The sequence below is a fragment of the Cupriavidus pampae genome, from assembly GCF_914271485.1.
Taxonomy (GTDB): domain Bacteria; phylum Pseudomonadota; class Gammaproteobacteria; order Burkholderiales; family Burkholderiaceae; genus Cupriavidus; species Cupriavidus pampae.
In genome coordinates this window covers 212,857-230,764 of sequence record NZ_CAJZAG010000007.1, presented here as the reverse complement: position 1 = coordinate 230,764, position 17,908 = coordinate 212,857, and the positions used below count along the sequence as shown (strand labels likewise).

Annotated in this window: 19 protein-coding genes; 7 read left to right on the top strand and 12 right to left on the bottom strand. The window is 64.8% G+C overall.

Features of this window, described 5'->3' with window-relative positions; genetic code table 11:
- Positions 1 to 9: 9 nt before the first annotated feature.
- Both LDO41_RS18675 and LDO41_RS18670 read left to right on the top strand, forming a co-directional pair.
- Positions 10 to 1,218: a cupin domain-containing protein gene (locus LDO41_RS18675; protein WP_223990904.1), complete on the top strand. Its 1,209-nt coding sequence runs from the start codon at positions 10 to 12 to the stop codon at positions 1,216 to 1,218.
- 236 nt (positions 1,219 to 1,454) lie between these two features.
- Positions 1,455 to 1,688 carry a hypothetical protein gene (locus tag LDO41_RS18670; RefSeq protein ID WP_223990902.1) on the top strand — a complete coding sequence of 78 codons (234 nt, stop codon included), beginning with the start codon at positions 1,455 to 1,457 and terminating at the stop codon, positions 1,686 to 1,688.
- 62 nt (positions 1,689 to 1,750) lie between these two features.
- Here LDO41_RS18670 and LDO41_RS18665 read toward each other — a convergent pair whose 3' ends face one another.
- The 7 genes from LDO41_RS18665 to LDO41_RS18635 form a co-directional block, all read right to left on the bottom strand.
- Entirely contained in the window at positions 1,751 to 2,539 is a 789-nt protein-coding gene (locus tag LDO41_RS18665; protein WP_223990900.1) for an MBL fold metallo-hydrolase, read from the bottom strand.
- 64 nt (positions 2,540 to 2,603) lie between these two features.
- Positions 2,604 to 3,854, bottom strand: a complete 1,251-nt coding sequence (bamC, locus tag LDO41_RS18660) for an outer membrane protein assembly factor BamC (RefSeq protein WP_223990898.1) — start codon at positions 3,852 to 3,854, stop codon at positions 2,604 to 2,606.
- A 64-nt stretch (positions 3,855 to 3,918) separates the two neighbouring features.
- Positions 3,919 to 4,803 carry a 4-hydroxy-tetrahydrodipicolinate synthase gene (dapA, locus tag LDO41_RS18655; RefSeq protein ID WP_223990896.1) on the bottom strand — a complete coding sequence of 295 codons (885 nt, stop codon included), beginning with the start codon at positions 4,801 to 4,803 and terminating at the stop codon, positions 3,919 to 3,921.
- Positions 4,804 to 4,978: 175 nt separating this feature from the next.
- The gene (locus LDO41_RS18650) at positions 4,979 to 5,572 is read right to left on the bottom strand and encodes a class I SAM-dependent methyltransferase (protein ID WP_223990894.1); all 594 of its coding nucleotides are present in this window, start codon (positions 5,570 to 5,572) and stop codon (positions 4,979 to 4,981) included.
- Entirely contained in the window at positions 5,569 to 6,234 is a 666-nt protein-coding gene (locus LDO41_RS18645) for a site-2 protease family protein (RefSeq protein WP_223990892.1), read from the bottom strand. Before LDO41_RS18645 ends, LDO41_RS18650 begins: the two co-directional genes overlap by 4 nt.
- Positions 6,235 to 6,272: 38 nt before the next feature.
- Entirely contained in the window at positions 6,273 to 6,908 is a 636-nt protein-coding gene (locus LDO41_RS18640; protein ID WP_223990890.1) for an L-threonylcarbamoyladenylate synthase, read from the bottom strand.
- Between the two features lie 24 nt (positions 6,909 to 6,932).
- Complete coding sequence (locus LDO41_RS18635) at positions 6,933 to 7,778, bottom strand: 3',5'-nucleoside bisphosphate phosphatase (RefSeq protein ID WP_223990888.1); 846 nt, start codon at positions 7,776 to 7,778, stop codon at positions 6,933 to 6,935.
- 221 nt (positions 7,779 to 7,999) lie between these two features.
- Between LDO41_RS18635 and LDO41_RS18630 the strand changes: the two genes are divergently transcribed.
- Positions 8,000 to 9,055, top strand: coding sequence for an NAD(P)/FAD-dependent oxidoreductase (locus LDO41_RS18630; RefSeq protein ID WP_223990886.1), 1,056 nt, complete (start codon positions 8,000 to 8,002; stop codon positions 9,053 to 9,055).
- A gap of 33 nt (positions 9,056 to 9,088) precedes the next feature.
- Here the strand turns inward: LDO41_RS18630 and LDO41_RS18625 are convergent, their stop codons facing one another.
- A complete protein-coding gene (locus LDO41_RS18625) occupies positions 9,089 to 9,985 on the bottom strand; it encodes an alpha/beta fold hydrolase (protein WP_223990884.1) in 897 nt (298 codons plus the stop codon).
- 172 nt (positions 9,986 to 10,157) lie between these two features.
- Here LDO41_RS18625 and LDO41_RS18620 point away from each other — a divergent pair, with 172 nt between their 5' ends.
- Positions 10,158 to 11,879 carry an acyl-CoA synthetase gene (locus LDO41_RS18620; RefSeq protein WP_223990881.1) on the top strand — a complete coding sequence of 574 codons (1,722 nt, stop codon included), beginning with the start codon at positions 10,158 to 10,160 and terminating at the stop codon, positions 11,877 to 11,879.
- A 25-nt stretch (positions 11,880 to 11,904) separates the two neighbouring features.
- Here the strand turns inward: LDO41_RS18620 and LDO41_RS18615 are convergent, their stop codons facing one another.
- On the bottom strand, positions 11,905 to 12,801 hold the full coding sequence (locus tag LDO41_RS18615; protein WP_377741636.1) for a ferritin-like domain-containing protein: 897 nt from the start codon (positions 12,799 to 12,801) through the stop codon (positions 11,905 to 11,907).
- A gap of 112 nt (positions 12,802 to 12,913) precedes the next feature.
- Between LDO41_RS18615 and LDO41_RS18610 the strand changes: the two genes are divergently transcribed.
- From LDO41_RS18610 to LDO41_RS18600, 3 genes are read left to right on the top strand one after another with little or no spacing between them, the layout of a single operon-like run.
- Positions 12,914 to 13,438 (top strand): gamma carbonic anhydrase family protein, encoded by a 525-nt coding sequence (locus LDO41_RS18610; RefSeq protein WP_223990877.1) that lies wholly within the window; start codon positions 12,914 to 12,916, stop codon positions 13,436 to 13,438.
- Between the two features lie 31 nt (positions 13,439 to 13,469).
- Complete coding sequence (gene hslO / locus LDO41_RS18605) at positions 13,470 to 14,504, top strand: Hsp33 family molecular chaperone HslO (protein WP_223990875.1); 1,035 nt, start codon at positions 13,470 to 13,472, stop codon at positions 14,502 to 14,504.
- Between the two features lie 40 nt (positions 14,505 to 14,544).
- Positions 14,545 to 14,964 carry a hypothetical protein gene (locus LDO41_RS18600; protein ID WP_223990873.1) on the top strand — a complete coding sequence of 140 codons (420 nt, stop codon included), beginning with the start codon at positions 14,545 to 14,547 and terminating at the stop codon, positions 14,962 to 14,964.
- A gap of 14 nt (positions 14,965 to 14,978) precedes the next feature.
- On the opposite strand, the gene ftsB is transcribed toward LDO41_RS18600, so the two are convergent.
- The 3 genes from ftsB to kdsA form a co-directional block, all read right to left on the bottom strand.
- Positions 14,979 to 15,320 (bottom strand): cell division protein FtsB, encoded by a 342-nt coding sequence (ftsB, locus tag LDO41_RS18595; RefSeq protein WP_223990871.1) that lies wholly within the window; start codon positions 15,318 to 15,320, stop codon positions 14,979 to 14,981.
- Positions 15,321 to 15,483: 163 nt separating this feature from the next.
- A complete protein-coding gene (gene eno / locus LDO41_RS18590) occupies positions 15,484 to 16,773 on the bottom strand; it encodes a phosphopyruvate hydratase (RefSeq protein ID WP_223990869.1) in 1,290 nt (429 codons plus the stop codon).
- 256 nt (positions 16,774 to 17,029) lie between these two features.
- Positions 17,030 to 17,902: a 3-deoxy-8-phosphooctulonate synthase gene (gene kdsA, locus LDO41_RS18585; protein WP_223990867.1), complete on the bottom strand. Its 873-nt coding sequence runs from the start codon at positions 17,900 to 17,902 to the stop codon at positions 17,030 to 17,032.
- Positions 17,903 to 17,908: the final 6 nt, after the last annotated feature.

The window sequence follows — 17,908 nt, the reverse complement described above, 5'->3', positions numbered from 1 at the left end:
CTTGACTCCATGAGCGATTCCGCATTATACGCGCAGGCATTGCCTGCGGGCCCCATTGATCCCGATGCGCCGCTCACGCTTCTCGGCGGCTTGACGCCCGCAACTTTCATGCGCGACGTCTGGCACCGCAAACCGCTACTGATTCGACAGGCCGTGCCGGGAATCGTGCCGCCGGTGTCGCGCGAAGCGCTTTTTTCGCTGGCCGATCGCGATGACGTCGAGTCGCGCATGGTGTCGTACTTTCGCAACCGCTGGAAGCTCGACAACGGTCCGTTCGCGGAAGAGAACCTGCCCTCGCGCAAGACGCGGCAGTGGTCGCTGCTGGTCCAGGGTGTGAACCTCCACAACACCGCCGCCGCGGAGCTGATGAGCCAGTTTCGCTTTATTCCCGACGCACGCCTCGACGACGTCATGATCAGCTACGCCACCGACGGTGGTGGCGTCGGTCCGCACTTCGATTCGTACGACGTATTCCTGCTGCAAGTCTCGGGCCGGCGCCGCTGGCGCATCTCGTCGCAGACCAAGCTGGATCTGGTCCCGAATCTTCCGCTCAAGATCCTTTCGCAATTCACCGCGGAAGAGGAATGGGTGCTCGAGCCAGGCGACATGCTTTATCTGCCGCCGCAGTACGCGCACGACGGTGTGGCCGAGGGCGAATGCATGACGGCGTCGATCGGTTTTCGCGCGCCGGCATTCCGCGAACTCGCGGGTCACTTCCTCGCGTGGCTATCCGAAACGGTGGAAGACAACGAGGACCTCTCGGGCCGCTATGCGGATGCCGGCGAAGGGGCCACCATCCATCCCGCGCAACTGCCGGCCAACCTCACGCGCGCGGTGGCGGAGCGCCTTACCGCGATGCGCTGGACACCGGGCATGGTGTCCGAATTCCTCGGCACGCATCTGTCGGAACCGAAGCCTGGTGTCGAGTTCGCGGAGGTCGCGGAGTTGACCGCGCGCAAGTACGAGAAGCTCGCGCAAACGCATGGCGTGGTCCTTGCTCCTGCATCGATAGCGCTCTACGACAAGACGCACTTCTTCATCAATGGAGAAGCGTACGAGCCGCCGGCCGCGTTGGCCAAATGGCTACGTCGGCTTGCCGACAACCGCTGCCTGACACCAGAAGAGGTGACTGCGTGTGCGCCGTTACCGGACCTGCTGGAAACCTTTCATGACTGGACAATGGAAGGTTGGCTGCAGCTATTGCCAGACGCGGTGTAATAATGCGTAACAAAGCGAACTGATAAATTTCGCCAGTACACAAGCCGGGAAAACGCGGATATAATCGCCCGCTGGCTGGCCTGTGTACGACTGCATATCTGCAGATATGCCGTTTGCGAACAGCCCTAGCTTTTGCTTCTGGCAGCTGCGTAAGAAGATTTTGCAGTTGAAGAGCGATAATTACCGGTAATTATTCATCGCCTGTTTTTGAGTTTATAAAAGTTAAAGGACGAACAATGAAGAAGTCTCTCCTGATCGCTTCCCTGCTGGCCGCTGTTGCTCTCGCCGCTTGCGGCAAGAAGGAAGAAGCTGCCGCTCCGGCCGCTGAAACTGCTGCTCCGGCTGCTGCTGCTCCCGCAGCTGACGCTTCGGCTCCCGCTGCTATGGCACCGGCCGCTGACGCTTCGGCTCCGGCTGCTGACGCTTCGGCACCTGCTGCTGACGCATCGGCTCCCGCAGCTAAGCAGTAAATCGGTTCGTTCCGAACAAAAAAGCCGGCTTAACGCCGGCTTTTTTGTTACCCACACCCGCTTCAATCACGTACTGGCTGCCAGTCGAGCCCTTGCTCCTGGTCCGCAATCAGAATCTCTTCCAGCGCGACATTCAACACCTCCGCCAACGCACCTGCGGCGAGTAGCGGCGTGTTGTTCTGCTTGCTTAAATGCGCGGCGACGACGCGACGCAGTCCCGCATGCGCAACGCGCCGCAGAATGTCAGCTGCCACCTCGTTGGCAAGGTGACCGAAATCTCCGCCAATGCGACGCTTGAGCGAATACGGATACGCGGAATTGCGCAGCATCTCGCGATCGTGATTGCACTCGAGCACGAGCGCATCCACCCCGGCCAACTTTGCCGTCACGTAGGGCGTCTCCATGCCCGCATCGGTCAGCACGCCAAGCCGCGCATCCCCATCGGACAGCACGAACTGCAACGGCTCACGCGCGTCATGGGGCACCGTGTACGGCAGCACCTGCAAACCCTTGATGTCGAAGCCGCGATCGGCACAGCACACGCGCACATCGGCGACATCCGCGCCGCGTAGATGCGAGGTAGCCATCCATGTGCCATGACTCGTGTGCACAGGTAACCGATGCTTGGCGGCGAATGAGTAGGCGGAGCCGATATGATCGCCATGCTCGTGCGTCACAAGCAGAGCGTCGAGCTGGTCGGGCGTGACGCCCAATCGCTCGAGCCGACGGGCGGTCTCACGGATGCCAAAGCCGCAGTCGAGCAGCACGCGCGTCGTGCTCGTGCCGTCGAACGACTCGATCAGCAGCGAATTGCCTTCGCTGCCGCTTCCCAAAAAAGCAAAGCGCATCATCGATGCGCTCGCGGAACAACCCCCACGGCTGGCGCCGTGGGGTGTACGTTGGCGTCCAACGTCATCAATGCAGCTGTTCGTCCAGCAGGGCCAGGATACGCTTGCCGATGTCGGTGTTCTCCGGCTGCCCCGCATCGTTCTGCACGGTTACCGTGGTGCCGGTGCCGTTGCCCTTCAGCGCGACGCGATACTTCTTCGCGGTCTTGCCGTCGTTGGCCTTCGAGAAGATGCGCGAGAAGAAGCCGCGGCTGTCCGCCTCGGCGCGCGGATCGACGTAGCGCACGTAGTACAGGCCTTGCGCGCGGTCACGATCCTCGACGGTGAAGTTCACACGGTCCAGCGACAGACCCACCGCACGCCAGGCGCGATCGAACGGCTCCGGCAGTTGCAGCGCGGGCATGCCATTGACCTGCGCCAGGAACGACTTCTCGCCGTCCGCGCTGGCAGCACCGGTGGCCGCCACGGCGCCGATACCGGTTGCCGTGGGCGAGACGACCGGCGCGGCTTGCGCGGCAGCATTGCCCGCCGGCGTCGGATTCTTGACCATCAGGTCGGCCTTTTCCTTCTGCACGCCCAGGCGTTGCGCCAGACGCGAAAGGAATTCCGCTTCCAGATCCGGATCGGCCGGACGCGGGGTCCACACCGTCTGGGTCTTCTCCACGCCGGTCAGTTGCTCCTGCGCGCCACGGTGGCTGATGAAAACTTCCAGCTGACCGTTCTGCGAACGCTCGACGCGCGTGCGGAACTTGTCGCGCTCGGACGTCGAGTACAGACCGTCGAACACCTTGCCAATCGTGTTGCGGATGAAATCCTGCGGGATCTTGGCGCGGTTCTCGGCCCAGTCCGTTTCCATGATGCCGGTCTCGGGCGAGTCCTGCACCAGCAGGAAGCCGTTCTCCTGCCAGAAGCCGCGCAGCGACTGCCACAGCTGATCGCCACGCATGCCGTTGCTGATCACGAGCCAGCGCTGGTTGCCATCGCGCTCCATACGGATGCCGCTCGTGCTGGGCAGCACGTTCTCGGTACCGGTCTGCTCGCGCGCAACCTTGTTGGCCTGGTTGTACGTCGACAGCGTGGACGTGCCGGCGGCATCGGGCACCGTGTAGCGACGGTCGCCATCGAGCTTGGTCAGATCGGGCGGCACGTCGAGCGACGCGGTCTTCTTGCCTTGGGACTTGTAGTCGATCTTGTCCGGCTGCATCGCCTCGTTGATGCTGCTGCAGCCGGTAATCAGGGTCATGGCCAGCACAGGCGCGACCACTGCGGCGCGGCGACCGACTTGCGTCGCGCCACGGCGGTTAAGCTTCAGTTTCATTGACACACAATCCTATTCAACGGGATATCGGCAGGTCGGCCAGGGCCGGACACGGTTAGGAAAATCAACCGAGCAGGCCGGCGGCAGCCAGCGCGCGGCGCACGTAGTCGTGCTGGTTCTCGGAGAGCGGCGTCAGCGGCAGACGGATGCCACTCTTCATGCGGCCCATCTGTTGCAGGGCCCACTTCACGGGGATCGGATTCGCCTCGACGAACATCGCCTTGTTGAGCTCGATCAGTTCCATGTGCAGTCGGCGCGCGGTGACGACATCGCCCTTCACCGCGGCCACGCACATCTCGTGCATCTTGCGCGGTGCCACGTTGGCCGTCACCGAGATGTTGCCCTTGCCGCCCAGCAGCATCAGCGCGATCGCGGTGGGATCGTCACCACTGTAGATCGCGAAATGCGCGGGCGCATCCTTGATCAACTGCGCGGCACGATCGATATTGCCGGTGGCTTCCTTGACGCCAACGATGCCAGGCACCTGCGCAGCGCGCAGGATGGTGTCGTTGGTCATGTCCGCAACCGTACGGCCGGGCACGTTATACAGCAGCACCGGCAGATCCACCGCTTCCGCGATCGTGCGGAAATGACGATAGATACCTTCCTGCGTCGGCTTGTTGTAGTACGGCACCACTTGCAGCGAGGCATCGGCACCGACCTTCTTGGCGAAGGCGGTCAACTCGATGGCCTCTTTGGTGGAATTGCCACCAGTACCGGCGATGATCGGGATCCGCTTGTTGGACTGCTCGACGGCCACGCGAATCAGCTCGCAGTGCTCGTCAACGTTGACGGTCGGCGACTCGCCAGTGGTGCCGACGATCACGATGCCGTCGGTGCCTTCGGCGACGTGCCAGTCCACCAGGGCGCGCAGTGCCGGGTAGTCCAGGCTGCCATCCTCGTGCATCGGGGTCACGATGGCCACGATGCTGCCGGTAATCTGAGTCATAAGTTCGGGAAATCCGGGATACGAATAAACGAGATTGTACCGGAACCGTTCGGGGTTCCGACCACCCACTGGATGAGGGAAAACGTCTAAAAACGTTTCAATAAGCAACGTGTGGCGCGTCGTTCGCGCTGACACGCCCGGCAACGCCACAATGGCGCCCTCGCCGACCCGACAATTATGCGGGCGCTGGCGCCTCCGGCAACCCGTAGCGGACCGGAGGTGCATCGGCCGCCACTGGCGCCTCCCGCACCGCACAAATCCGCTGCACGAAAGCTGGCGAGCCGCCCTGGGAGCGCGCCGCAAGCACACCGTCCTCGTAGCCGATCACCCGCAATTGCCCTTTGACCACGTCCAGCAGTTCACCGGGGCGCAGCAGAAAATCGGGCCGGGAGGGCTTGCCAACGGTCTCGTTACCGGCCGCGAAGGTCTCGTAGACCAGCACGCCGCCGGGGGCGAGCGTGGCCAGCAGATGCGGCCACAGCGGCCGATGCAGGTAGTTGGTGACGACCAGTGCGTCCATTGCCGCGACATCGCCCAAAGGCCATGCGCCCTGCTCCAGATCCGCCACGCGGCCCGTTATCGAGCCCTGAACCGGGCTCGGCAGCGCGGCCACGGCTGTGGCGTCGCGATCGACCGCGAGCACCGCGAAGCCCTGCCCCGCCAGCCACGCGGCGTGGCGGCCGCTACCGCAGGCGAGATCGAGCACGCGGCCACCGGGGCGAATCAGATGGGCCCAGCGCGTGACCCACGACGAGGGCTGCGCGCTCATTGCAGCAGCATCAGGAACGGTTGCAGCATCAGCTCCACGAGCGTGGCCAGCAGATTGATCACGGGCCGCATCCAGACCTGCGTGATCACGCCGGCCGCCACCAGCGCCAGCACCACGAAGATGCCGTACGGCTCGATGCGGCTGACCGCATGCGCGATGCGCTGTGGCAGCAATGCCGTCAGCACCCGGCCACCGTCGAGCGGCGGAATCGGAAACAGGTTGAAGGCCGCCATCACGAGGTTGACGAGCACGCCCGCGCGCGCCATCTCGGCGAAGAACGGTTCCTGCACGCGCGCCCACGCCAGCCCGATGGCGACCAGCGCCCACACGAACGCCTGCAGCAGATTGCTGCCCGGCCCCGCCAGCGCCACCCACATGCCGTGCCAGCGCGGGTTGCGCAGGCGGCTGAACACCACCGGCACCGGCTTGGCATAGCCAAAGACAAACTGCCCCTTGGTCAGGAAGTACAGCAGCAGCGGTACCGCGATGGTCCCGATCGGATCGATATGGCGCACCGGGTTCAGGCTGACGCGGCCCAGCACGTAGGCGGTGTTATCGCCAAAATGCTTCGACACGTAGCCATGGGCAGCCTCGTGCAGCGTAATGGCGAACAGGACAGGCAGGGCGTAGACCGCGAAGGTCTGGATGAGAGAGGAATCCATGGCGGCTATTGTACCCAGCGCGCCGCCGCGCGCGCATGTCAGGCGTCCGCGGTGAGCCCGAAATAAGCGAGATCGCCGCGTCCCGCGCGCACCAGTTCGGGTTCGCCGCCGGTCAGGTCGATCACGGTGGTCGGCTGCGCGGGCGCGGGGCCGCCGCAGATGACCAGGTCGAGCTGCTTCTCCAGCCGCGCGCGGATCTCGGCCGGATCGTTCATCGGCACCTCGTCGCCGGGCAACTGCAGCGTCGCGGAGATCAGCGGCTGCCCCAGCTCGGCCAACAGCGCCAGCGGAATCGCATGGTCGGGCACCCGCACGCCGATGGTCTTGCGCGCCGGATGCGAAAGCCGGCGCGGCACTTCCTTCGTGGCTTCCAGAATGAACACGTACGGGCCCGGGGTGGCGCCCTTGAGCCAGCGATACTGGCGGTTGTCCACGCGCGCGAAGTTGCCGAGCTCCGACAGATCGCTGCACATCAGCGTCAGGTGATGCTTGTCGTCGATGCCGCGCAAACGACGCAGCCGCTCGACGGCGGCCTTGTCGTCGAGCTGGCAGGCCAGCGCGTAGCTGGAATCGGTCGGCAGCGCAATCAGCCCGCCCTGCCGTACGATCTGCGCGGCCTGCTTGATCAGCCGCGACTGCGGGTTGTCGGGATGAACCTCGAAGTATTGGGACATAGGAAAATCGGGGACATCGACTGCTTACCAGTTGTGCCAGATCGGCGTGACCGACGGCGGCAGCGGTGGCAGCGTGCCGATCTCCACGCGCCCTTCGCCGGGGCCGTGGAAGTCGGAGCCACGCGATGCCAGCAGGTCGTAATGACGCGCCACTTCGGCATAGCGCTTGAACTGGTCCGGCGTGTGGCTGCCGGTTACCACTTCCACCGCGCGGCCACCGAGCTGCACGAACTCGTCGAACAGCGCATCGTGCTGCGTGTCCGTGTAGTGATACCGGCCCGGATGCGCCATCACGGCGATGCCGCCGGCCTTGAGGATCCAGCCCACCGCGTCGGACAACGCGGCCCAGCGATGGCCCACAAACCCGGGACGCCCTTCGGACAGGTACTTGTCGAACACCTCGCTGATCGAGTCGCAATAGCCTTCGTCGACGAGCCAGCGCGCGAAGTGGGTGCGCGAGATCAGATCGGGATTGCCCACATGGCGCAGCGCGCCCGCATAGGCGCCCTCGATGCCGATGCGGCCCAGCGCATCGCTGATGTCGGCGGCTCGGCGCGCGCGGCCGTCGCGCGTGCGCGCGAGTCCGTCGATCAGGTCGGGATGGGTGGCGTCGATCTGCAGACCGACGATATGCACGGTCTGGCCGGCCCATGTGACCGAGATTTCCACGCCGGGCACATAGCGCATGCCATGGGCCTCGGCGGCGGCGCGGGCTTCGGCCTGGCCGCCCAGCTCATCGTGATCGGTCAGCGCCCAGAATGCCACGCCGCCCGCGCTGGCGCGCGCCGCCACCTCGGCGGGGGCGAGCGTACCGTCGGAAACGGTGGAATGGCAGTGCAGGTCGGCGTTGATCGAATGAGCGTTTTGCATGGCGTCATTCTACTCCCGGCCGTGTACTTTCCGCGCCCCCCTCTGAACTGGGATGGTCGGACGATAGCCCTGCCAGCGGTGCTGGCGTGCGCCGGCGCGGACGGGCGGCACGGTATAGTGGCGGCCAGATGGGGCCGCGATGCCCGCCGTGGGTGCCCTGGGTGCCATGGGTGTCATCACGCCTCAGCCCTTTCCCGTCGTTGCCGCCTCCGATATCTGCCATGTCCACCTCTCCCGCTCCTGAAACCGTCCGTACCGATGTGCTGATCGTGGGCGCCGGCCCCGTAGGCCTGTTCGCCGCGTTCCAGGCCGGCGTGCTGGGGCTGACGTGCGAGATCATCGATGTGCTCGACCGCGCGGGCGGCCAATGCACGGAGCTATATCCGGAAAAGCCGATTTATGACATTCCCGCGATTCCGGGCTGCAATGCGCAGGAACTGGTCGATCGCCTGCTGGAACAATGCGCGCCATTCGCGCCGCCGATGCACTTTGGGCAGCGCGCCGACAGCGTGACTGACATCACCAATGACGATGGCCATCCGCGTCTGCTGGTCACGACCGATGGCGGCAAGCGATTCGATGCCGCGGCCGTGCTCGTGTGCGCGGGCGCGGGCGCGTTCGCGCCGCAGCGCGTCTCGGTGCCGGAAGCCGTCGCGCTCGAAGGCAAGCACGTGCATTACGCCGTGCGCGAGCTGTCGCGCTTTGCCGGCAAGCGAGTCCTTGTCGCCGGCGGCGGCGACTCCGCGCTCGACTGGGCGCTGGCGCTGCGCAAGGTGGCGGCACGCGTGACGCTGCTCCACCGTCGCGAGGGCTTTCGCGCGGCCGATCATACGGTGGCGTCGATGCGCGCGGCGGTCGAGGCCGGCGAGATGGATTTTGTGATGGGCATGCTCGGCGGGCTTGCCACCGCCGATGGCGCGCTGACCGCCGTACAGGTGAAATCGCGCGACGGCGACAAGGAGATCCCGGCCGACGACGTGATCGCGCTCTACGGTCTGGTGTCGGAGCCGGGCCCGATCGCGCAGTGGGACCTGGACATGCGCGCGGGCCGCATCTTCATCCCCGACACGACGACGTACGAGAGTTCGCGCCGCGGCGTCTTTGCGGCAGGCGACATCGCCTACTACGCGAACAAGCAGAAGCTTATCCTCTCGGGCTTCCACGAGGCCGCGCTCGCATTGCGCCGCGCCTATCACTACGCCTATCCCAACAAAGCGCTGGTCCATATGCACACCAGCAACAACCCGGCGCTCGCGCAGAAGCTCACGCACGCGTGAGCTTGCGCGCCTGAACCCGCCTGAACCCAACCTCTAGGCCAACAGGAAGGCCTCGGTCAGCCGCGCCACTTCCTCCGGCTGATCGTGATGGATCATATGGCCGGCGTCATCGACGGTCGCTTCGCGGAAGTCACGGAACGCGCGGAAGCGTTCGCGGAATTCCGGGATCGGTTCCTTGTGCGCAAGCCGCGCCAGCGTGGGCGAATCGCGCCCTTCCACGTGCAGCACCGGCGCAGTCACCTGCGCCCAGATCGCCATGATCTCGTCGATGCGATACAGCTGCGGATTGATCATCTTGTGGGCAGGATCGGCCAACAACGCCCACTGTCCGTCCGCGTCCTGACGCGACCAATGCGCCGCCAGAAACGCCGCGCGGTCGTCGCGCAGGCGCGGGTTGGTCTTCTGCAGGCGCTCGGCCACTTCACGCTCGCTGGCATACGTCCGAAGTTGCGGCCGCTCGCGCAATTCATCGAGCCATTTGGCCAGCCGTCCCGGCGCCTGCTCCGGATGGGTGCGCGTCATGCCGAACCCTTCCAGATCCACCACGCGGCGCACGCGCTGCGGCCGCACGCCCGCGTAGATGCAGACCAGATTCGCGCCCATGCTGTGGCCGAGCAAATCGACCTGCCCTTCCGGCTGATAGTGGTCGACCAGCGCCTCGAGGTCCGCCACATAGTCGCCGAACCAATACGACTCGGTGCCCGGATAGCGGGTGGACCAGTCGGTTTCGCCAAAGCCGCGCCAATCCATCGCGATGACATGCCACTCGTGCGAGAGCGCATCGACGAGAAACTGGAACGATGCGGCGACATCCATCCACCCATGCAACATGAATAACTTTGGCGCGCCATCCCGGCCCCAGTGCCGAACATGGGTGCGGAGGCCCCGCAGCGTGATAAATTCCGAACGCGATGTTTCCGAGATGGTCATGGTGCTCCCCGGGGTTTCCCCGATGCCCGACCGCTGCGGAAGCGTCGGGACAAGAATAATAGAACGATCGTTCGTTTTGCCCGGCCGATTATAGGCCAATGCGATAGGCCAAAGCCATTGCCAGATAGCCAAATCGGGGCATGACACGCGAACGACAAACGGAGACACCCGGATGACCGCCTTGCCCGCGGACCGCCGCGACGACTATCCCGCGCTGCACGATACGTTCCGCTGGAACGTGCCTGACGAATTCAATCTGGCCGAGGTGTGCCTCGGCCGCTGGGCGCGCGATCGCGCCACGATGCTGCGCATTGCCGTGTACACCGAGCACGAGGACGGCCGGCGTGGCGCGCACACCTATGCCTACCTGCAGGCCGAAGCCAACCGGCTTTCGCGCGCGCTGCGCAATCTCGGCGTGCGTCGTGGAGATCGCGTGGCGATCGTCATGCCGCAGCGCATCGAAACCGTGATCGCGGGCATGGCCGTCTACCAGCTTGGCGCGGTGGCAATGCCGCTGTCGATGCTGTTCGGCCCGGAGGCCCTGTCGTACCGCATCGATCACAGCGAAACGCGCGTGGCCATCGTGGACGAGACGTCGATCGACAACCTGCTGGCGGCACGCCCGGAATGCCCGACGCTCGCCACCGTGATCGGCGTGGGCGACGCGCAGGGTCGCGGCGATCTCGACTGGGACACGCTGCTGGCGGCGCAGTTGCCGTCCTTCACGGCCGAGATCACCAAGGCCGATGATGCCGCGGTGCTGATCTATACGAGTGGCACCACCGGACCGCCCAAGGGCGCGCTGCTGCCGCATCGCGCGCTGATCGGCAACCTGACCGGCTTTGTGTGTTCGCAGAACTGGTATCCGCAGGACCACGACGTGTTCTGGAGCCCCGCCGACTGGGCCTGGACCGGCGGACTATGGGATGCGCTGATGCCGGCGCTCTACTTCGGCAAACCGATCGTGGGCTATCAGGGGCGCTTCACCGCCGAGCGCGCGTTCGAGTTGCTCGAACGTTATCGCGTCACCAACACGTTCCTGTTCCCGACCGCGCTCAAGCAGATGATGAAGGCGTGCCCGGAACCGTCGGCGCGCTACAACCTGCGCCTGCGCGCGATCATGAGCGCGGGCGAGGCAGTCGGCGAGACCGTGTTCAGCTGGTGCCGCGATGCACTCGGCATCGTCGTCAACGAGATGTTCGGGCAGACCGAGATGAACTACATCGTCGGCAACTGCACCGCGCAGCATGATGGCGAACGGCTGGGCTGGCCCGCGCGGCCGGGGTCGATGGGACGGCCCTATCCGGGCCACCGCGTGGCGGTCATCGACGAGGACGGCGCACCGTGTGCCCCGGGCGTGGATGGCGAGGTGGCGGTCTGCACGACCGACATTCACGGGCATCCGGATCCGGTGTTCTTTCTTGGTTACTGGAAGAACGAAGCGGCCACGCTCAACAAGTACGTCGAACGCGACGGGCTGCGCTGGTGCCGCACGGGTGATCTTGCCCGCATGGATGCCGATGGTTACCTCTGGTATCAGGGCCGCGCGGACGACGTGTTCAAGTCGTCGGGCTATCGCATCGGTCCGAGCGAGATCGAGAATTGCCTGCTCAAGCATCCGGCCGTGTCCAACTGCGCGGTGGTGCCCTCGCCCGACCCGGAACGTGGCGCGATCGTAAAGGCGTTTATCGTGCTGACGCCGTCGGTGGAGCGCTCGGCCGAACGCGACGCGGCGTTGATCGCCGAGTTGCAGCAGCACGTGCGCGGGCAGCTCGCCCCTTACGAGTATCCGAAGGCCATCGAGTTTATCGACCAGTTGCCGATGACGACCACAGGCAAGATCCAGCGCCGCGTGCTGCGACTGCTGGAGGAAGAACGCGCGGGCAAGCGGTAAGCTCGGTGCAGGCTATCCGGGCGGCTTATCCGGCCGCCCCTTCCAGCCACGCCAGCTCATCGTCATCAAACCCCGCCGCGCGTCGCGCATCGAGATTGAACGGCCCGCGCGGCTTGGGCGCGCCATATTGCCGCGCCAGCACCGGATAGGTCGCCACCGGATCCAGCCCGCGCTGCTCGCACAAATACCGGTACCAGCGGTTCCCGATCGCCACGTGGCCCACCTCGTCGCGCAGGATGACGTCGATGATTTCAGCCGCCGCCTGATCCCCCGCCTCGGCCAGCTTGGCCCGCACGGGCGGCGAGGCATCGAGCCCGCGTGCCTCGAGCGTGCGCGGTACCAGCGCCATGCGCGCCAGCACGTCGCCCGCGGTTTTGTCGCACATTTCCCAGAGCGAGTTATGCGCGGTGAAGTCCCCATATCGCGCGCCCAGCGTCTCGAGATGATCGGCCAGCAGCGTGAAGTGATACGCCTCTTCGTCCGCCACGCGCAGCCAGTCGGTATAGAACGCCGCCGGCATGCCCGCATACCGCCACACCGCATCGAGCGCGAGGTTGATCGCATTGAACTCGATATGGCACAGCGCATGGATCAGGTTCGCGCGCCCGGCCGTGGTGTGGATCGAGCGCCGCCGCTCGACGTGCTGCGGCGGCACCAGCTCGGGCCGCTCGGGCCGCCCCGGCAGCATGCGGGCAGGATCTGCAACGATGCATGCAGCCAAGTCCACCGCGGCGTCCACCCCAGTACCCGCCCCGTCCCCCATGGCCGCATACAACGCGCGCGTGGCGGCCGCCTTGGCCCTGGCATCGTTCATGCAAAGCAGTTCAAGCGCCTGCTGGCGCACGGACAGCGCGGTCGGGGAAAGTGATGGCAAGGCGGGTGGGATCACTGGCATCGGCGTAAAATCTCGGAATGCCGCCATTCTAGCGGGGCCCAGCCGGCCTGCCCTCAGCCCATCCGTGGCTGTTTGCGCGCCGGTTTGAAAATCGCGCGGCCATCCCCACTTATCCCGAATGCCTCAGGCAGGAGACTCCATGGCGATTTACCAGCTCGGCGACCTTACCCCCATCATCGACGACGATGCCTATGTGGCGAAGGAAGCAACGATCATCGGCAACGTGACGCTCAAGGCCCGCGCAAGCGCATGGCCGGGTGTGGTGATCCGCGGGGACAACGAGCCGATCGTGGTGGGCGAAGACACCAACCTGCAGGAAGGCGCGGTACTGCATACCGACCCGGGCCGCCCGATGACGCTGGGCAACAAGGTATCGGTCGGCCATCAGGCCATGCTGCACGGCTGCACAGTGGGCGACGGCTCGCTGATCGGCATCCAGGCCGTGGTGCTGAACGGCGCCGTGATCGGCAAGGAATGCCTGGTCGGCGCTGGCGCGCTGGTCACCGAAGGCAAGGTCTTTCCGGACCGCTCGCTGATTATTGGCACGCCCGCCAAGGTCGTGCGTCAGCTGACGGACGAGGACGTGGCCAACCTGTACCGCAACGCAGAAACTTATGCCAAGCGCCAGGCAACCTACAAGGTTGCACTGAAGCGCATCGACTGAATTGATTGAAGCAAACCAGAAGGACCGTTTAGTGACCGCCACCACCAACCCCGACATTCTCCAGAAATTCCTCTTCGACGCAGCCCCCGTGCGCGGCGAACTGGTGCGCATGGAAGCGACCTGGCAGGAAGTGCTGAACCGCCATGAATATCCGCTGGCGGTACGGCACGTGCTGGGCGAGATGATGGCGGCCGCGGCGCTGCTGTCCGCCAACCTCAAGTTCAACGGCGCGCTGGTCATGCAGGTCCATGGCGACGGCCCCGTGCGCATGCTCGTGGTCGAATGCCTGTCGGACCTGTCGATGCGCGCCACGGCCAAACTGGCCGAGGGCGCCGCTGAGGGTGGCAAAATCCCCGACGACGCCACGCTGCGTCAGATGGTCAACGTCAAGGGTCAGGGCCGCTTCGCGATCACGCTCGACCCGAAGGACAAGCTGCCGGGCCAGCAGGCGTATCAAGGTATCGTGCCGCTGTCGGACCAGCACGGTCCGCTGAACTCCGTAAGCGAAGTGCTCGAGCACTATATGCAGGCCTCGGAGCAGCTCGACACGCGGCTCTGGCTCGCGGCCAACGATCAGGTGGCCGCCGGCATGCTGCTGCAGAAGCTGCCATCGTATGGCGGCACGCTGGAAGGCTACGGCAGCGCACCGGCGCAGGTTGGCGAAACCGGCGAACCGCTGAGCGAGGATGGCCGCGCGCAGGACCTCGACACGTGGGATCGCGCATGCCAGCTCGGCGCCACGCTCAAGCAGGAAGAATTGCTCGGCGAGACGCCGGAGACGCTGCTGCGCAAGCTGTTCTGGGAAGACATCGAGGCCACCGGCCTGCGCGTGTTCGAGCCGATGCAGCCGCATTTCCAGTGCTCATGCTCGCGCGAGAAGGTCGCTGGCATGCTGCAATCGCTGGGCCGCGAGGAAATCGAGGGCATTATCGAGGAACGCGGCCACGTCGAGATCCATTGCGATTTCTGCGGCCAGCGCTATGAGTTCGATCCGGTGGACAGCGCGCAACTGTTCACGGCGCCGGTGGCCACTGGCGCTGGGGACGGCGCGCATCAACATCACTAAACGCCGCTGACCGTGCGGCCAGCGCCTGGAGGAGACTGAGATGGGTACATTGCCAGATCGGAAGGTCCTTTCCTGCGCGCTGGTCGCACCGGTCGCACTGGCCGCGTTGTTACTGACCGGCTGCGCGTCCGACCTGCCGCGCGACGCGAACGGTTCGCCGTTCACGTCCCGGCTCGCGCCCAACGCGGTGCCGCCCCCGCCGATCACACCCGAGCAGAAGCAACAGCTGACCGCGCTCAACGCGCAGATCCTGCGCGACCAGGCAGCGGTCATCGCAAGCCAGCAGCAGGCGCGCGCATGGGCCAATGCCTACGCGTATCCCTACTCGAGCTGGAATGTGTCCTACGGTGGATGGGGCGGCGGCTGGGGGGGTGGCAGCCGCTGGGGCGCTGGCGTCAGCGTCGGCTCGCCGGGATACTGGGGGGGTGGCTGGGGCGGTTACCCGTACGGGTGGTGGTGACTCGCCAGTGAGCGTCAATGACCGCCCATGCCCGCGACCGAATTCGGTGGCGGCGGCAGCGGCGGCGTGGCGCTGACCTTCGGCGCCGGTGCGACGAACTGCACGAACACCTCGCCTTCCCTGACCATGCCGAGCTCGTAGCGCGCGCGTTCCTCGATCGCGCCCGTGCCTTCCTGCAAGTCCTTCACCTCGCCTTCCAGCTTCGCATTACGCAACTTCAGCGACTGGTTGCGCGACGCCTGCTCGTCCACGTGGTGGCTCAGATCCCAGACGCGCAGCCATCCGCCCTTGCCCAGCCAGAGCGGGTACTGGATAGCCAGCAGCAGGATGAACAGCAACAGCGAGATCAGGCGCATCTGAGACGATAAGAGGGGCGCTAGTCAAATTCGGGTCGGCACAATCATGGCGCATGCCGCACGAGAATGCAAAGCAAAACACAAAATGCAACGTAACAAGCAACAAAAACGGCGCTATCCAGTGAGGATAGCGCCGTTTTAACGGCAGACACCCGCGAAAGGTTTAGCGCAGGTTGTAGAACGCGCTCTTGCCGGGGTAGCTGGCGATATCACCGAGATCTTCCTCGATGCGCAGCAGCTGGTTGTACTTGGAGATACGGTCCGAACGCGACAGCGAGCCGGTCTTGATCTGGCCAGCGTTGGTGCCCACGGCGATATCGGCGATCGTGCTGTCCTCGGTCTCGCCCGAACGGTGCGAGATCACGGCGGTGTAGCCCGCGCGCTTGGCCATCTCGATCGCGGCAAACGTCTCCGTCAGCGTGCCGATCTGGTTGATCTTGATCAGGATCGAGTTGCCGATGCCCTTCTCGATGCCTTCCTTCAGGATCTTCGTGTTGGTCACGAACAGATCGTCACCGACCAGTTGCACACGCTTGCCGAGCTTGTCGGTCAGCGTCTTCCAGCCATCCCAGTCGCCCTCGGCCATGCCGTCCTCGATCGAGACGATCGGGAACTTGTCGCACAGGTTGGCCAGGTAGTCGGCGAACTGCGTCGAGCTCAGCTTCAGGCCTTCGCCTTCCAGCTGGTACACGTCTTCGGCCTCGTGGTAGAACTCGCTCGCGGCGCAGTCCAGCGCCAGCAGCACGTCCTCGCCAACCTTGTAGCCAGCCTTCTCGACGGCCTGCACGATCGTGTTCAGGCATTCCTCGTTCGACGAGAAATTCGGCGCGAAGCCGCCTTCATCACCGACCGCGGTGGACATGCCCTTGTCGGCCAGGATCTTCTTGAGCGCGTGGAAGACTTCCGCGCCGCAACGCAGCGCTTCGCGGAAGCTCGTCTGCGACACCGGCATGATCATGAATTCCTGGATATCCAGGCTGTTGTTGGCGTGCGCGCCACCGTTGACGATGTTCATCATCGGCACCGGCATCTGCATCGCGCCCGAACCACCGAAGTAGCGATACAGCGGCAGGCCGGCTTCTTCCGCCGCGGCCTTGGCCACGGCCATCGACACCGCCAGCATGGCGTTGGCGCCGAGGCGGCCCTTGTTGTCGGTGCCGTCGAGGTCGATCAGCGTACGGTCGAGGAACGCCTGCTCGGAGGCATCCAGACCCATGATCGCTTCGGAGATTTCGGTGTTGATGTGTTCAACGGCCTTCAGCACGCCCTTGCCCAGATAGCGCGACTTGTCGCCATCACGCAGCTCGATGGCTTCGCGCGAACCCGTGGATGCGCCCGACGGCACTGCGGCACGGCCCATCACGCCGGACTCCAGCAGCACGTCGCACTCGACCGTGGGATTACCGCGCGAGTCGAGAACTTCGCGACCGATGATATCTACGATTGCACTCATGAATTCCTCTCTCTACTGTTGATTCTTGAAGCTGCTCGATTGGGAAACCGGGAAAGCATAGGCCAAGTTGCGCGCGGCGGCCATGCAGTATCCGCAAACTCTGTACGAAGTATGAGTATCGAATGCCTATACCGGCTACCCATACCGACTGCATATGACGCCGCAAAGTCCATCGCAAACTTCATCGCAAAGTAAGCAGCAAAATGCGCCGCAAAGGAAACCGCCCGCGATTAGCGGGCGGTAACGGCGCAATGACTTACGCGCAGGCGGCAGGCCAGCTGAAATTATCTTCGAGGAAACCCGCGCGCTTGACCAGCGCATCGAGGTCCCGCAGGACTGCCAGCAGTTCCTTCATGCGCGACAGCGGTACCGCGTTGGGACCGTCGGACATGGCCTTGTTCGGATCCGGATGGGTCTCCATGAACAGACCTGCCACGCCAGTTGCCACCGCGGCGCGCGACAGCACCGGCACGAACTCGCGCTGACCGCCCGAGCTCGTCCCCTGCCCGCCCGGCAACTGCACCGAGTGCGTGGCGTCGAACACCACGGGGGCCGCGGTCTCGCGCATGATCGCGAGCGAGCGCATGTCGGAAACCAGATTGTTGTAGCCAAACGAGACACCACGCTCGCAGGCCATGAACACGTCATCGGGCAGGCCGGCGTCGCGCGCCGCGTCCCGTGCCTTGTCGATGACGTTCTTCATGTCGTGCGGCGCCAGGAACTGGCCCTTCTTGATGTTCACCGGCTTGCCGCTCTGCGCGCAGGCACGGATGAAATCAGTCTGGCGGCACAGGAACGCGGGCGTCTGCAATACGTCCACCACGGCGGCGACGGGCTTGATCTCGTCGATCTCGTGAATATCCGTCAGCACCGGTACACCGATCTCGCGCTTCACCGTGGCCAGGATCTCGAGACCGCGCTCCATGCCCGGTCCGCGAAACGTCTTGCCCGACGAGCGATTGGCCTTGTCGAACGACGACTTGTAGATGAACGGAATGCCCAGCGCCTTCGTGATCTCGCGCAGCTCGCCTGCCGTGTCGAGTGCCATCTGCTCGGACTCGATCACGCACGGACCGGCGATCAGGAAGAACGGATGGTTCAGACCGACGTCGAATCCACACAGTTTCATGATGTC

Excerpts from the sequence above, each read along its gene's own strand:
- LDO41_RS18615 (WP_377741636.1), bottom strand. The coding sequence starts at position 12,801 with ATGGCGGCATTCCGAGATTTTACGCCGATGCCAGTGATCCCACCCGCC.
- kdsA (WP_223990867.1), bottom strand. The coding sequence starts at position 17,902 with ATGAAACTGTGTGGATTCGACGTCGGTCTGAACCATCCGTTCTTCCTG.
- LDO41_RS18675 (WP_223990904.1), top strand. The coding sequence starts at position 10 with ATGAGCGATTCCGCATTATACGCGCAGGCATTGCCTGCGGGCCCCATT.
- LDO41_RS18670 (WP_223990902.1), top strand. The coding sequence starts at position 1,455 with ATGAAGAAGTCTCTCCTGATCGCTTCCCTGCTGGCCGCTGTTGCTCTC.
- LDO41_RS18620 (WP_223990881.1), top strand. The coding sequence starts at position 10,158 with ATGACCGCCTTGCCCGCGGACCGCCGCGACGACTATCCCGCGCTGCAC.
- LDO41_RS18665 (WP_223990900.1), bottom strand. The coding sequence starts at position 2,539 with ATGATGCGCTTTGCTTTTTTGGGAAGCGGCAGCGAAGGCAATTCGCTG.
- LDO41_RS18610 (WP_223990877.1), top strand. The coding sequence starts at position 12,914 with ATGGCGATTTACCAGCTCGGCGACCTTACCCCCATCATCGACGACGAT.
- ftsB (WP_223990871.1), bottom strand. The coding sequence starts at position 15,320 with ATGCGCCTGATCTCGCTGTTGCTGTTCATCCTGCTGCTGGCTATCCAG.
- eno (WP_223990869.1), bottom strand. The coding sequence starts at position 16,773 with ATGAGTGCAATCGTAGATATCATCGGTCGCGAAGTTCTCGACTCGCGC.
- LDO41_RS18645 (WP_223990892.1), bottom strand. The coding sequence starts at position 6,234 with ATGGATTCCTCTCTCATCCAGACCTTCGCGGTCTACGCCCTGCCTGTC.
- LDO41_RS18625 (WP_223990884.1), bottom strand. The coding sequence starts at position 9,985 with ATGACCATCTCGGAAACATCGCGTTCGGAATTTATCACGCTGCGGGGC.
- LDO41_RS18630 (WP_223990886.1), top strand. The coding sequence starts at position 8,000 with ATGTCCACCTCTCCCGCTCCTGAAACCGTCCGTACCGATGTGCTGATC.
- dapA (WP_223990896.1), bottom strand. The coding sequence starts at position 4,803 with ATGACTCAGATTACCGGCAGCATCGTGGCCATCGTGACCCCGATGCAC.
- LDO41_RS18650 (WP_223990894.1), bottom strand. The coding sequence starts at position 5,572 with ATGAGCGCGCAGCCCTCGTCGTGGGTCACGCGCTGGGCCCATCTGATT.
- LDO41_RS18640 (WP_223990890.1), bottom strand. The coding sequence starts at position 6,908 with ATGTCCCAATACTTCGAGGTTCATCCCGACAACCCGCAGTCGCGGCTG.
- bamC (WP_223990898.1), bottom strand. The coding sequence starts at position 3,854 with ATGAAACTGAAGCTTAACCGCCGTGGCGCGACGCAAGTCGGTCGCCGC.
- LDO41_RS18600 (WP_223990873.1), top strand. The coding sequence starts at position 14,545 with ATGGGTACATTGCCAGATCGGAAGGTCCTTTCCTGCGCGCTGGTCGCA.
- LDO41_RS18635 (WP_223990888.1), bottom strand. The coding sequence starts at position 7,778 with ATGCAAAACGCTCATTCGATCAACGCCGACCTGCACTGCCATTCCACC.